14 protein-coding genes and 1 tRNA gene are annotated in these 12,962 nt (G+C 67.2%); 8 read left to right on the top strand and 7 right to left on the bottom strand.

Annotated features, from left to right (window positions below):
* The first annotated feature begins 35 nt into the window (after positions 1-35).
* Genes MAE01_RS04305 through MAE01_RS04320 form a run of 4 tightly spaced genes read left to right on the top strand, consistent with a single transcriptional unit; the run spans position 36 to position 5,144 of the window.
* Entirely contained in the window at positions 36-1,529 is a 1,494-nt protein-coding gene (locus MAE01_RS04305; RefSeq protein WP_147038318.1) for a sugar ABC transporter ATP-binding protein, read from the top strand.
* 36 nt (positions 1,530-1,565) lie between these two features.
* A complete protein-coding gene (locus MAE01_RS04310; protein WP_147038319.1) occupies positions 1,566-2,429 on the top strand; it encodes a class I fructose-bisphosphate aldolase in 864 nt (287 codons plus the stop codon).
* Positions 2,430-2,434: 5 nt separating this feature from the next.
* The gene (locus tag MAE01_RS04315) at positions 2,435-3,601 is read left to right on the top strand and encodes a zinc-binding dehydrogenase (RefSeq protein ID WP_222591654.1); all 1,167 of its coding nucleotides are present in this window, start codon (positions 2,435-2,437) and stop codon (positions 3,599-3,601) included.
* Positions 3,588-5,144, top strand: coding sequence for a CoA-acylating methylmalonate-semialdehyde dehydrogenase (locus tag MAE01_RS04320; RefSeq protein WP_147038320.1), 1,557 nt, complete (start codon positions 3,588-3,590; stop codon positions 5,142-5,144). The genes MAE01_RS04315 and MAE01_RS04320 overlap by 14 nt, the downstream gene beginning before the upstream one ends.
* Positions 5,145-5,532: 388 nt before the next feature.
* Here the strand turns inward: MAE01_RS04320 and MAE01_RS16260 are convergent, their stop codons facing one another.
* The 4 genes from MAE01_RS16260 to MAE01_RS04340 form a co-directional block, all read right to left on the bottom strand.
* Positions 5,533-5,694: a hypothetical protein gene (locus MAE01_RS16260; RefSeq protein ID WP_307723742.1), complete on the bottom strand. Its 162-nt coding sequence runs from the start codon at positions 5,692-5,694 to the stop codon at positions 5,533-5,535.
* Positions 5,695-6,224: 530 nt separating this feature from the next.
* The gene (locus MAE01_RS04330; RefSeq protein ID WP_147038321.1) at positions 6,225-6,467 is read right to left on the bottom strand and encodes a hypothetical protein; all 243 of its coding nucleotides are present in this window, start codon (positions 6,465-6,467) and stop codon (positions 6,225-6,227) included.
* Positions 6,468-6,613: 146 nt separating this feature from the next.
* A complete protein-coding gene (locus MAE01_RS04335; RefSeq protein ID WP_147038322.1) occupies positions 6,614-7,432 on the bottom strand; it encodes a helix-turn-helix domain-containing protein in 819 nt (272 codons plus the stop codon).
* Between the two features lie 442 nt (positions 7,433-7,874).
* Positions 7,875-8,078, bottom strand: coding sequence for a helix-turn-helix domain-containing protein (locus tag MAE01_RS04340; protein WP_147038323.1), 204 nt, complete (start codon positions 8,076-8,078; stop codon positions 7,875-7,877).
* Positions 8,079-8,287: 209 nt separating this feature from the next.
* On the opposite strand from MAE01_RS04340, the gene MAE01_RS04345 reads away from it, so the two are divergent.
* Complete coding sequence (locus tag MAE01_RS04345) at positions 8,288-9,490, top strand: tyrosine-type recombinase/integrase (protein ID WP_147038324.1); 1,203 nt, start codon at positions 8,288-8,290, stop codon at positions 9,488-9,490.
* A 6-nt stretch (positions 9,491-9,496) separates the two neighbouring features.
* Here MAE01_RS04345 and MAE01_RS04350 read toward each other — a convergent pair whose 3' ends face one another.
* Positions 9,497-10,021 (bottom strand): hypothetical protein, encoded by a 525-nt coding sequence (locus MAE01_RS04350; protein ID WP_147038325.1) that lies wholly within the window; start codon positions 10,019-10,021, stop codon positions 9,497-9,499.
* 134 nt (positions 10,022-10,155) lie between these two features.
* A tRNA-Gly gene (locus MAE01_RS04355) sits at positions 10,156-10,229 on the bottom strand.
* Between the two features lie 70 nt (positions 10,230-10,299).
* Here MAE01_RS04355 and dcd point away from each other — a divergent pair.
* Both dcd and MAE01_RS04365 read left to right on the top strand, forming a co-directional pair.
* On the top strand, positions 10,300-10,905 hold the full coding sequence (gene dcd / locus MAE01_RS04360) for a dCTP deaminase (protein ID WP_147038326.1): 606 nt from the start codon (positions 10,300-10,302) through the stop codon (positions 10,903-10,905).
* A 43-nt stretch (positions 10,906-10,948) separates the two neighbouring features.
* Entirely contained in the window at positions 10,949-11,428 is a 480-nt protein-coding gene (locus tag MAE01_RS04365) for a hypothetical protein (protein ID WP_147038327.1), read from the top strand.
* A 114-nt stretch (positions 11,429-11,542) separates the two neighbouring features.
* Here MAE01_RS04365 and MAE01_RS04370 read toward each other — a convergent pair whose 3' ends face one another.
* Positions 11,543-12,337 carry a MarR family winged helix-turn-helix transcriptional regulator gene (locus tag MAE01_RS04370; protein ID WP_147038328.1) on the bottom strand — a complete coding sequence of 265 codons (795 nt, stop codon included), beginning with the start codon at positions 12,335-12,337 and terminating at the stop codon, positions 11,543-11,545.
* Positions 12,338-12,426: 89 nt separating this feature from the next.
* Between MAE01_RS04370 and MAE01_RS04375 the strand changes: the two genes are divergently transcribed.
* Positions 12,427-12,957: a MarR family winged helix-turn-helix transcriptional regulator gene (locus tag MAE01_RS04375; RefSeq protein ID WP_229718105.1), complete on the top strand. Its 531-nt coding sequence runs from the start codon at positions 12,427-12,429 to the stop codon at positions 12,955-12,957.
* Positions 12,958-12,962: the final 5 nt, after the last annotated feature.

A 12,962-nucleotide genomic window follows, 5' to 3' on the forward strand; every position in this document is an offset into this window, starting at 1 on the left:
GGGCGCCATCCGCCCCCACCGGTGAAGGAGCGCATATGAGCAACCCGGTTATCGAGATCCGCGGCATCGAGAAGTACTACGAGGGAATTCGAGTCCTCGGCCCCGTCAACCTCTCGATCAGGCCCGGCGAGGTGCACTGCTTGGCCGGCGTGAACGGATCCGGAAAGTCCACACTGATCAAAGTGATCTCCGGCGTCATCGCTCCTGAAGCCGGTGACGTCCTTGTCGGCGGTGAACCGCTGACGCTCGGTCGGCCCCGAGAATCCATCCGAGCAGGCGTGCAGGTCATCTATCAGGATGCCCTGGTGTTCCCGAATCTCACCGTCGCGGAGAACATCGCTCTGTATGACTGGCTGGACACAGGGAAAAAGTTCGTTCGGCCACGCGACGCGATCAGCACCGCGAAAGCGGCCCTCGACCTCATCGGCATCACGATGGACCTGTCGGCGATCGGGGAGGACCTCTCGGTCGCCGACCGTCAGCTCGTCGCCATCAGCCGCGCCATCCAACGCGACGCAAAGTTCATCATCATGGATGAGCCCACGACAGCACTCACCCGAAAGGAGGTCGACGGCCTACTCCGGGTGATCCGCACACTCAAGACAGCCGGTGTCGCGGTCCTGTTCGTCAGCCACAAGCTCGCCGAGGTGCTCGACGTCTGCGAGAAGGTCACTGTCCTCCGCGACGGGCAGATCGTCTCGGAGGGTCCCGCTGACGCTTACAACACGAGCACACTGTCCCACGCGATGACCGGACGCGACATCGCCCCCGATCCGTACCGACCGACGGACCTCGCTTCCCGCCCCACTGTCGTCGAAGTCACCGACCTCGTCAGGGCTGGGACGGATGCACAGGTCTCTTTCACTATCAGCGCCGGAGAGATCGTCGGGCTCGTGGGCTTGTTGGGCTCCGGGCGAACAGAGCTGGCGACTACTCTGTTCGGTCTGCGGCCCATCGACTCTGGATCGATAGTCATCGATGGCGCACCCGTCCGAGTGCGTCATTCCAAGGACGCCATCGCCGCGGGGATCGCCTACGTCCCGGAGGATAGGGCCGTGCAAGGAGTGTTCTCCGGGCAGTCGATCGCAAAGAACATCGTCGCGTCCTCGATCGGGCGTATCGGATCTCGTCTCGGGCTGCTCGCTCCTCGCACCGTCGACGGCGTCGCACGAACCTGGATCGAGAGGCTCAGCATCAAGACGCCCCATGAGAGTCTCGCCATCGAAAAGCTCTCCGGCGGGAACCAGCAGCGCGTCCTCCTCGCACGCTGGCTGGCGACATCTCCGCGCTTCCTCATCCTGGACGGTCCCACGGTAGGCGTCGATGTTGGTTCCAAAGAGGAGATCCACCAGCTCATCCGAAGCCTCGCCGCAGAAGGCATCGCCATCCTCATCATTTCCGACGACCTGGAGGAGATCGTCGACAACAGCAGCCGAGTCCTAATCATGCGTGACGGACGTATTGTTTCCGATGCGCCGGCGGATCAACTCGACGTCCTCCAGCTGGAATCCGCCCTCGTTGCCGCCTGAGATCACATCCGCAACCCGCACACCGAAGAAGGAACCATGACCACCAACACCCCAAGACTAAACCGCCTGTTTGCGAACGACGGACGGTGCCTCGATGTGGCCGTCGACCATGGCCTCACCAACGAGCACTCGTTCCTGAACGGCATCGAAGACATGACCCGAGTCGTCGACGCTCTCGTCGCCGCCGGTCCCGACGCTATCCAGCTCACCCCCGGCATGGCCCGGCATCTGCAGAACCTTCCCGGTAAGGAGAAGCCGTCGCTTGTGATGCGTACTGACTCCTCCAACGTCTACTACGACGAACTGCCGCGTTTCCTGTTCTCGCAGGTCCTGGAAGGCGCCGTCGAACGAGCCGTCGCTCTCGACGCGACCTGCGTGGTCGTCAACCTCCTGCTCCTCCCGGACCAGCCCGAACTGCATCACCAGAGCGTAACCAACGTCGCCAGGGTGCGACGGCAGTGCGATCTGTACGGGATGCCATTGATGGTGGAACCGCTTGTCATGCTCCCGAACTCCATCGCCGGCGGCTACCAGGTCGACGGTGACCTTACCAAGATCACCACCCTCGTCCGGCAGGGTGTCGAGCTCGGAGCGGACATTATCAAGGCAGACCCATGCACTGATGCCTCCGATTTCCATAAGGTCGTCGAGACCGCCGCGGGAATTCCCGTGCTCGTACGAGGCGGCGGCCTCGCAAGCGATCAGTTGGTCCTCGACCGCTCGGCGGAGGTCATGCGCCAGGGCGCAAAGGGCCTCGTATACGGGCGCAACATCATCCAGCACAGCAATCCAGTCGGCATGGTCAAGGCGTTGATGAGCATCATCCACGACGACTCAACCGGAGACCAAGCGATGAGCATCCTGCAGGAGCACTCCGCAGAGAATACAGACGCTGCGTGACGGACATGGACGAGAACCTTGACATCCCCCGCACGATGCGGGCCGCCGTGTGGGATGGGGTCGACCCCTCGTTAAGCATTGAGACGATCCTCACCCCCCAGCCGCGATCGGGGGAGGTTCTCGTCCGTGTCGCCGCCTGCGGGGTGTGCCATACCGACCTGCACGTCCTGAAAGGCGAAGTAGCATTCCCCGCACCGGCAGTCCTCGGACACGAAGTCAGCGGAATCGTCGCTGCTGTCGGAAATGGCGTGGTGGATTTCGCGCCAGGTGACCGAATCGTGGGCGCGTTCGTCATGCCGTGCGGAACATGCACCCAATGCCGAAAAGGTCGCGACGATCTGTGTTCGACGTTCTTCCAGGAGAACCGACTCGGCGGCAACCTCCTCGACGGGACGTCTCGCCTTGCACGCACGGACGGTAGTCGACTCTCCATGTATTCGATGGCCGCTCTCGCCGAGTATTGCGTCATTCCTGCGACTGCAGTGACCGCACTGCCTGACGCACTGCCTCTGGAAGAATCGGCCGTTCTCGGCTGCGCCGCTTTCACGGCATACGGTGCCGTGTCGTCCTCGGGGATGGCCGCAGGCGATGTCGTCGCTGTCGTTGCCACCGGCGGCATCGGCTCGAGCATCGTGCAGGTCGCTTCACACCTCGGCGCGAAGAAGATCATCGCGGTGGACGTTAACGATGAGAAGCTCGACGCAGCCCGCGCACTCGGGGCTACTGACATCATCAACTCGCTCACAACCGACGCGGTTACCGCGCTGCGGGATATCGCCCCAGACGGCGCCGACATCGTGTTCGAAGCGCTCGGCCGCCCGGAGACGTTCGAGCAAGCCGTATCGCTGCTCGCGGACGGCGGACGAATGGTCGCGGTTGGCATCGCCGCAGGAGCAGCTACCGCCCGCGTCCCGATCACGCCTCTCGTGCGTCGCGGTCAAGTCGTCAGCGGATCTTTCGGTGCACGAACCCGACGAGACCTCCCGAGGGTCGCCGAGCTCGCTGCCGACGGCGGATTCGATGTTGGCCGTGCCGTGACCCGCCGGTTCGACTTGGAAGACGCCGACCAGGCCTACCAGGCCCTCTCACATGGGGAGATCACCGGCCGCGCAATCGTGATCCCCGGATTCCATACCAGACAGACGGAAGACAGCAATAATGACCAGCACTGAACCCACATACACCGCGACACAGCAAGAAGCGACCCCCATTCCGCATTGGATCGATGGCGCTGCCCACACCTCCGCGTCGGGGCGTACCGCGCCAGTCTACAATCCCGCCACAGGTGCAGTGAGCGCACAGGTCGCACTCGCCGATGACGCCGAGGTCCGTTTGGCTATCGCATCCGCGCAGCGGGGCTACTCGGTGTGGAGCACATACTCAGTGGCGAAACGACAGACCGTCATGTTCGCGTTCCGTGAGCTTCTCAACGCCAGAAAGAGCGATCTCGCGGCGATCATCACCTCCGAGCACGGGAAGGTGCTCTCCGACGCCATGGGCGAGATCTTGCGTGGGCAGGAAGTCGTCGAGCTCGCATGCGGATTCCCGTCGATCGTGAAGGGCGCGTACAGCGAGAACGTGTCGACGGGCATCGACGTCTACTCCATCAAGCAGCCGCTGGGCGTGGTCGGGATCATCTCGCCCTTCAACTTCCCGGCAATGGTTCCGATGTGGTTCTTCCCGATCGCGATCGCGGCCGGCAACGCGGTTGTCCTGAAGCCCAGTGAGAAGGATCCGAGCGCGGCATTGTGGATCGCGCAACTGTGGAAGGAAGCAGGGCTCCCGGATGGGGTCTTCACCGTTCTGCAGGGCGACAAGCTCGCGGTCGACGGTCTGTTGAACAGCCCGGTCGTGCAGTCGATCTCCTTCGTGGGCTCGACGCCGATCGCGCAGTACATCTACGAGACTGCCTCTAAGAGCGGTAAGCGGGTGCAGGCGCTGGGTGGTGCGAAAAACCACATGCTCGTCCTCCCCGACGCCGACCTCGACCTCGTCGCGGACCAAGCTATCAACGCCGGCTACGGCGCGGCGGGTGAGCGCTGCATGGCCATCTCCGTGGTTCTGGCTGTCGAGCCGGTCGCGGACGAGCTCATCGAGAAGATCAAGGAGCGCATTGCCAAGTTGCGGATCGGCAACGGCGCGGCGGAGGTCGAGCCGGACATGGGCCCGCTGATCAGCGGTGTCCACCGTGACAAGGTGTCCTCGTACGTCGACATCGCCGAGGCGGATGGTGCGGACATCGTCGTCGATGGCCGCGGGTTCCAGGTGGAAGGCAATGAGGGCGGATTCTTCTTCGGCCCGACGCTCCTCGACCGCGTCCCTATCTCCTCGCGTGCATACACGGAGGAGATCTTCGGCCCCGTGCTCTCGATCGTTCGGGTGCAGTCCTACGACGAGGGCGTCGAGCTCATCAACTCCGGTGAGTTCGGCAATGGCACGGCGATCTTCACGAACGACGGCGGTGCCGCCCGGCGGTTCCAGCACGAAATCCACGTCGGCATGATCGGCGTCAACGTCCCGATACCGGTCCCCGTCGCCTACCACTCGTTCGGCGGCTGGAAGGCATCGCTGTTCGGCGACGCGAAGGCCTACGGTGTGCACGGCTTCGACTTCTTCACGCGGGAGAAGGCGATCACCGCGCGCTGGATCGACCCAGCCAAGCGCGACGAGCGCACACACGGCGGCATCAACCTCGGCTTCCCCCAGAACGAGTAGCACTGGGCGGTGGTCGGACACCGGGCAGCCTGATCAGTCAGGCCAGGACTGACAGCGCGGTCTCGGTGGGGTTGACCCATGGCTCTGCGAGCCATCGGGTGAGCGCACGCCGCTCGCGGCCTAGCTTCGCCAGTGCTGTCCGATCCAGATCTGCTTGAGCTCTCGAAGCTCGACTGCGAGCTGCAATGCCTGACGCAACTGGTCGCTTCGCTCTTGCGCGAACACGTTCGCTACCATGCGGCGATCGAAGGTTTCCGCAGGGCGCGGATCTGGGCGCCGAGCTGAGCGTCCTCGACTGCTTTCGCACGGGTGTTTCGCTCAGGGACGAACTTGCCCGGCGATCCCGCGTACAGGTCCGCAGCGATCTCAGCAAGAGGCAGGTCCGCCATCATGTCCACGGGAAGGTCGCGCTCATGCTCGCGAGCCTACGTCGTCCCTGGCGTACGGGCTCACCGGTCTCAACCAGGCGCACGGCGTTACGAATCTGACTGTCGCGCAGCTCCTGCGCGAAGTCGAGCATGTTCTGCGTCGACCGGCCGAGCCTGTCCAAAGTGGTGATGACGAGCGTGTCGCCGGTTTCGAGGGCGCCGACCGCCCGAACTTAGGCCGTGATACACGAGCCCCCGGTACCCCCTGGGTCGGTGACTCGGCTCGACTCGCCGTGGTCGATGAACACACGCGTTCGCAGCCGGCGACGCGCAGCTCGGCTTCTCGCGCCTTTGGATTCTGCTCCCGCTTCGAGACGCAGGCGTATCCAACTTTGTGTGCCGGCCAAGTCTATCTCCGGCGCGAAGGCGTCCGGTCTTGCGCACGATAGGCAAGGAGATTGCAAGCTAAGCCGTGGTCTCGGGGTGGCGTGGTCGTCGGCGGTGCTCGGGCGGAGGGTGTCCAGCACGGGGCCGCGGTCCGGCATCGTGGGCTCCGCGGGCATGGCGGCGTGCAGGGTGGCGCGGATGCGGGCGACTTCCGCGCTCTGGTAGGCGCGGAGGCCGTCGAGGGTCAGGTGCGGGTCCTCGTGGCTCCAGGCGGCGGCGAGGCCCTGGCGGGCGCGCACGGCGGTGGTGGTGAGGTCGGTGCGGGTCATGATCGTTCTCCTTCTCGGTGGTGGTTCCCTCGGGTGCGGGCGTCAAGCGCCGCCTGGAGGCGGGTGGTTTCAGCGCGGCGGGCGGCGGCCTCCGCATGCAGGGCGGCGACGTACTCGCGCACCGCGGCGGCGTGGTGCGGCGGAAGAGCGTCGAGCGCGGCCTGGTAGGCGCGAGTGCCGGAGCGCTTGCTGGCGATGGCGGCGCTCAGCACGGTGCGGCGGGGTGGGGCGTAGACCACGGCTCAGCGCTCCTCGCGGGCCGCGGGTGCCCTGTGGTGGCTGGAGGGCGTGCCGAGGCGCTGACGCGGCGCTGACGGGCGCTGAGCGCCGTGTGTACGCGCCGCGCCGGTTCCGGCTCTTGGTCGAACGGTCATCGGGTGCTCCTTCAGATCAGGTCCTGCGGGGCCATGGCGGCGTCCGCCCAGCGCTGGCCCTCGGCGCTGAGCGCGTCGTAGTCGTCATCCCCGGCCCACGGTCCGGCGTACCCGCCCCCGCGATCCATGTCGCGCTGGTAGAGGGCGACGAGGGCGGTGGCGTCTCGGGAGGTCAGGTGCGCCCAGTCGTCCACCCGGTCCGGCTCGGGGATGCCGAGGCCGCTGAGGATGTGGAGGTCCTGGAGGAGCATCACCTGTGCAGGAGTGGGGGCGTCGAGGTATCCGGAATCCGGTGTTCGATCCGCGCGGACGCCCAGCGCACGCTGGGCCACTGCTACTTGAGTTGTGTCTACTTCTGTGTCTACTTCGCTACCGGATTCCGGTAGTCCGGACACCCGCGTGCTGGGAGCCTGGGCCCGGGAATTGGGAGCCTGAGCGCTCGCCGCATCGTCAGACTCCCAGGAGGCGGGAGTCTGGGAGCGGCGGGTGCGGGCCCGGCGCTCGGACTTCGACAGCGGGCGCTCTGGCACGGGTGGCAGGTCGGGGCGGTCCACCAGGCGGTAGACGGTGGCATGGTTCTGCCGTCCCGGCTCCACGACCTCCACCAGACCCCAACCCACGAGGCGCTTCACCGTGGCCGCCGCGGTCGTCTCGCTCATCCCTGCCTCCCACGCGATGAGCGGATAGGACGGCCGGGTGAGGCCCTGTGCGTTGGACCGGCTGACCAGCACAACGTAGGCGGCGAGGTCCGCGGGGCTCATGCCGAGGGCGGGTCGCGCGTGGCGAGTCACCCAGTCCGGGATGCGGGCGAATCCATCAGCGCGGCTCACAGCGCGCTCACCAGCCCGTCAGCGGCCTCTCCAGCCTGTGCGGGTCCCGTGGTGGCTCCAGCACGCCTCGCGGCCCATCTGCGGCGGTCAGCGTCCCGGCGGCATCCGCGACACTTCCCGCCGCTCCGGCCCCACGCGATCCGGGCGTGCCCGGCCGGGCACAGCGACCAGGAGCCGCCGTGGTCGCGGAGGTTGTTGCAGGAGGAGCACAACGGGGCGTAGTCGGTGAAGATGCGGATGCTCCAGCGCACCATGCGACCGTGGTCTGGGTGCGGGCCGAAGTGCGTCGGATGGCTGACGAGGCCCCAGCCGTCAGCGAGGCGTCGGCACCGCGGAGCGGCGCACGGCTTGCCGACCGCGGAGCCGCGGAGACGCCTCAGCGCCCGGTGCACCCCCGCATAGGTCGCGGCTTCAATGTGCTCGTCCCTGTGGAGCGCCATGGTCAGGCCTCGCCGTCGAGGAGCCGCCACAGTTGCGCGGCGGGCACGCGGAGGCGGCGGCCGATGCGGATGCTCGGCAGGTCGCCGCGCCGGATGGCGTCGTAGGTGGTGGAGCGCGGTAGGCCGACGATGGCGGCCGTCTCGTCCAGGCTGTAGGTCGCCGGAGCGGTGGCGCGCTGTGCGGCCAGTTCAGCGGTGGGATTCATGGGGACCTCCTCGGTGTGAATCCGTGTGGATTGACGAGGGGAGTCCTTCTCCCGTGGGGCCCGTTCCCAAGGCTGGGGCGGGGCCTGTTCGCTGTATTCCGGGTCCGCGGTGGCCCGTGCTTGTCCGGCTAGCGTAGCATGTATGCGGAGGGCAGAATGACCCTCTGATCAGGGGGTTACATGATGACACCCCCACGAAAGGGGACATGATGGCACCGGCGCAGAAGCGGACCAGGAAGCCCACGCGAGCGTCCTTCGGCACCGTCCGGCAACTGCCCTCCGGGCGCTGGCAAGCCCGCTACCACGACGCTGCCGGAGTGCGCATCACGGCCCCCGGCACATTCGAGACGAAGCACGCCGCGGAGGACCACCTGGCCACCGTGCGCGCGGATCGGATGCGGGGCACGTACCGGGACCACCGCGCCGGGCTCCAACCCTTCGGCCCCTACGCCTCGGAGTGGATCGCCAACGGCGGCACCCGCGGACGGCTCGCCGCCAAGACCCAGGCGCTCTACGAGGACCTGCTCGCCGGGCCGCTGGAACCGCTCCAGGCCCGCGCCCTCTCCGCCATCACCCCGGCGGACGTGCGCGCCTGGTACACCCGCACCCGGAAGGCGCTCCAGAAGGCCGTCAAGAACCGGCCCGGGGCCACCGGAGAGGCCCGCCTCCGCCAGGCGTACAGCCTCCTCCGCACCATCCTCAACGCCGCCGTCAAGGACCGGCTCATCAGCGAGAATCCCTGCCAGATCGAGGGGGCCGGGCAGGTCAACGATCCGGAGCGCCCGTACCTCTCGCCGGAGCACCTGGCTACCATCGTCGGGGCCATGCCGGAGAAGTGGCACCTGCCCGTCCGGGTGGCCTACGGCGCGCATCTCCGCGTGGGGGAGTTGGAAGCGCTCCAGCGGGGCGACTACGCGAACGGGGCCCTCCGGGTGGAGCGCCAGCGCATCTACGTCCGCGGGGAGAGCACCATCACGCCCACGAAGACGGGGGAGGCGCGTACTGTGGTGCTCCCGCCCAGCATCGCCGCGGAGGTTGAGGCCTACCTGGCCAGCACGACCGGGTTTCCCAAGTCGCCGCTGTTCCCCCGCCGGGATGGCCAGGCCATCACCGGAAACGCACTCGGGCACGCCTGGCGGAAGGCGGCCCGCGGCGTCGGCCTGGGGCAGTTCCACGTGCACGACCTCCGGCACGCCAGCCTCACCGCGGCCGCCCAGGCCGGTGGCACCACGCGGGAACTCATGGCCCGCGCCGGGCACCGCACCGCACGCGCCGCGCTCATCTACCAGCACGCCGCGGAGGAGCGGAGCGCGGTCCTCGCGGAGGCCATGGATGCCCTCGCTGGAGGGGCCATCGCTGGACGATCCTCCCGGCTTGAAGCCGTCCTGCGGCTGGAGTTGCCGGGAACCTAGGCTCGGCTACGCCTTGATGTTGAGGGCGCGCCGCACGGCGATCACGAAGGCGTCTTTCGCCTGTTCGGTTGCGTCGTCGTCGTCGCCGGGGAACGTGTCCGTGAACGCGTTTAGCGCTTCGAGCACGTGGTTTGGTCCCAGGATTTCCAGCGCGGTCGCAACGTCCCCGAGTTCCTCCGTGATGGCACCCACCTGCTCGACGATGCGCGCCATGTCGTCGGCCAGGTCGTGCAACTCCTGCGCCACGGATGGGTCGCCCGTCGTTGCCGAAGCCTGAAGGGCCTCGGCGCGCGCCTTCATCTCCTCACCTTCGGAGCGGCGGCGGGAGTATCGCTCTGCGAGGGCCAGGATGCGGGTGAAGCCGTCATAGCGGCGCTCTCTGACCCAGCGCTGGTGATCCCGGCGCGACTGCCAGACGGCGAGGCCAAACCCGGCGAGAGCGGTTACCGCGGCCGCGCCGAAGATGGTGAGGAACGCGAGCATCGTGGGGTCGATGGAGGGCGTCTGCGCGGCGGCATTGGCGAGGATCACGGCTTGAGCCTAGCCATGACGCGGGGTGCTGACGGGGGCATTGGGCACGGATAAGGCACGGCCGGGCCTGGAGGCGGTGCTCCGGCTGGAACTAGCGGCCGATGGAAAGCCGCTGTGACCTGGGGATAATCCTGTGGAGGGACTGACGGGAATCGAACCCGCGCTATCTGCTTGGGAAGCAGAAGTTCTACCATTGAACTACAGTCCCGAGGCCTTGCGGCGTCTGGCCAGCATAACAAACGCGAGGGGCCCCGTGATCACCCCAGTAGGCTGAACGCGTGCTTCTCAGCGACCGCGATATCAAGGCAGAACTCGCATCCGGCCGGATCGGGCTGGACCCGCATGAGCCGGAGATGATCCAGCCGTCGAGCATCGACGTGCGTCTGGACCGGTACTTCCGTCTGTTCGACAACCACAAGTACCCGTTCATCGACCCCGCCGAGGATCAGCCCGAGCTCACCCGCCTGATCGAGGTCAAGCCCGACGAGCCGTTCATCCTGCACCCCGGGGAGTTCGCGCTCGGCGCGACCTTCGAGCAGGTCTCGCTGGCCGACGACATCGCCGCGCGTCTGGAGGGCAAGTCCTCGCTCGGGCGCCTCGGCCTCATCACGCACTCGACCGCGGGCTTCATCGACCCCGGCTTCACCGGCCACGTCACTCTCGAGCTCGCGAATGTCGCGACGCTACCGATCAAGCTCTGGCCCGGCATGAAGATCGGGCAGCTCTGCTTCTTCCGCCTCACCTCGGCCGCGGAGAACCCCTACGGCTCCGGCCCCTACGGCAACCGCTATCAGGGCCAGCGGGGGCCGACGGCATCCCGCTCGTTCCAGAACTTCCACCGCACCGACGTCGGCACCGTCGACACCGGGTCGGTCGGCGGCTGACCGGATCCGTGACTCGCGCGCCGCGCGGTCGTAGTATCGAGGCGTGACCGGCGACGAAACCGAGAACGTTCCAGAACCGACGATGGATGCTGCGCCTGCGGCGCCTGCGCCGGAGGAAGAAGGCGCCGCTCCGGTCGCGCTGACCCCAGAGGAGCAGGCGGTGCCGGACTTCGAGGTTCCGGAGCCGCCGTCGTTCCATGAGGCGGGCGGTGACCTGCCGATTCCGGCAGCCGTCACCCAGGAGCCCGTGATCCCGCCGGCACCGGTCTTCGATGAGGATGCAACAGGGGAAGCACCCGCCGCACGAGTCGAGGAGCGACCGGCCACCCGCCGCGCTGCGCAACGAGCTCAGGCCGTTCCGAGCGCTCCCGCGGTTTCGTACGTGGATGTCGCGCCGACCGCTGAACCCGGCACCGCCGAGGGGCACGCCTATCGCGGATGGACGATCGCGATCTACAGCGGCCTTGCCGTGCTGCTGTTCGGGGCCGTCGGCTTCATGGTGTTCCTCGGGTTGCCGGGCTGAGAGCGCGCTCGCGGACCCTCAGCCGGTAGACACTCAAGCCGGTATGAGAACGGCCGGTTATGAACGCTCATAACCGGCCGTTCTCATACGGCATCACCGCTCCCGGAAGGCGGGTCAACTTTCGCCGCGACCCCGGCTGAATCCGGCGTCGAACCCGCGCTCATAGGCGCCCTGCGCCATGCGTGCGAAGCGTGCCCGGCCGTGGTGGCCGTGCTGGTGAGGCGCGTGACGTCCACGCCCTTCACCGTGAGCGAACGGATGCTCGTCGTGACGGCAGTCGCCGCGCTCGCCGAAGCCGCGCTCGCCGAAGCCCGGAGCGCCGTGGCCGGCGTGCCCGCGGGCGTGCCCACCGTGCTCGAAGCCGCCGTGCTCGAAGTCGCCGTGCTCGAACCCGCGCGGGCCGAAATCGTGCCGGCCGAAGTGGCGCGGACCGAAACCGTGACCGTGACCGCGTCCGGAACCGTGAGGCCCGGATCCGTGACGGTGACGACGGCCCCGGGGGAGCGGCGTGTTCTCGTCCCAGCCGAACGCACGAGCGAGCTGCTCGAGCGTCGCAATCGTGGTGGCGAGATCGTCCGCGGGGACCGCGTCGGTGACCTTCGCGCGGATGCCGTCGACGATCGCGCCGAGACGTTCCTTGGCGTCCTGGCCCTCGTCGGTCAGGATCCAGGTGCCATCGGCATCCGTCACCCAGCCGAGCTCGATGAGCCGACCGAGCTTGTGAACCGGGATCGGGCCCGTGCCGCCGTCGACGGTGCCGTCGATGCGGTTCAGGAGACGCCAGTCGCGACGCGTGACCCCGAAGGATTCGAAGGCGGTGGCGAACTCGGCGGCCATCAGTCGGTCGACCGCCTTCAGCCAGTAACCAAACGGGCGGGGTGTCTGCTCATTTTCAGAAGTGCTGTTCATAAGGGAAGTCCTTTGCTTGTAACTATGCATGTATATGTAGTGTGACATGGAATCTGGATGCATGTCAACTCGCATGTAAAGTTGATCGTGTGAGCACCGAGAATCCAGATCCCGCCGAAGCCATCGCGCACGCGCTGTCGCGTCTGCGCGGACGCCGGATGCCGGGCGGAGGCCCGCACGGTCACGGTCACGGCCCGCACGGCGAGCAGGGGCATCCTCACGGTCATCGCCCCGGATTCGGCATGCCTCCATGGGCAGGCGGTCCCGGAGCTCCCGGAACGCGTCTGGGCGGACCGGCGTGGATCCGGATGCTGGATGCTCTCGCCACAGCATCCGAGCCGCTCAGCGTCAGCGCCCTCGGCGAGGCGATCGGCGTCGATCAGCCGCGCGCATCACGACTTGTTCAGCAGGGTGTCCAGCGAGGACTCGTCCAGCGCGAGGCCGACCCCGAGGACGCCCGTCGGACGCGGATCGCGCTGACCGACGAAGGGCGTCGCATCGCGCGCGGCATGCGCGGTGAGCGGCGTCAGGTGCTCTCGAAGGCGCTCGAATCATTCACCGACGAGGAGAAGGGCGAGCTCGCCCGGCTGCTCGGAAAGCTCGCCGACAACTGGGGGTGAACCGG

Origin of the sequence: Microbacterium aerolatum, assembly GCF_007988825.1 — a bacterium.
Taxonomy (GTDB): domain Bacteria; phylum Actinomycetota; class Actinomycetes; order Actinomycetales; family Microbacteriaceae; genus Microbacterium; species Microbacterium aerolatum.